Origin of the sequence: Stenotrophomonas sp. A3_2 (assembly GCF_036624925.1) — a bacterium.
Lineage (GTDB): Bacteria > Pseudomonadota > Gammaproteobacteria > Xanthomonadales > Xanthomonadaceae > Stenotrophomonas > Stenotrophomonas hibiscicola.
In genome coordinates this window covers 1-330 of sequence record NZ_JAZKVY010000221.1, presented here as the reverse complement: position 1 = coordinate 330, position 330 = coordinate 1, and the positions used below count along the sequence as shown (strand labels likewise).

The window sequence follows — 330 nt, the reverse complement described above, 5'->3', positions numbered from 1 at the left end:
ATGGCGTCGCCAAAGGCGCCCACTCGGTCATCTACAAATGGAACCCCTCCGGTTCCACGCCCCCGCAGATCCTTCACACATTATCGTCGCAGGAAGGCTGCAGCGCCGGCCCGCTCAGCCCGCCGACAGTGTTCAGTGGCAAGCTCTATATCGTTGCCGACTCATGCGGTGCCAACGGCTACGGAACCATTCTCCGTCTGGATCCGGGCTCCGGCGGAGTGACCGTGGTGCATAGTTTCTCCGCGGGATCGGAGGGCAGAAGCCCCTATGGCCGCCTCGTTGCGTATGCGGGCAAGCTTTACGGCACCACCGCGCAGGGCGGAACCGGCC

General features: G+C 64.2%; 1 protein-coding gene. It reads left to right on the top strand.

The genetic code is table 11. The features are described 5' to 3' along the window. Window positions 1–330 (top strand): choice-of-anchor tandem repeat GloVer-containing protein (locus R5H29_RS07815; protein WP_332329015.1); only part of this gene is annotated, 330 nt, incomplete at both ends.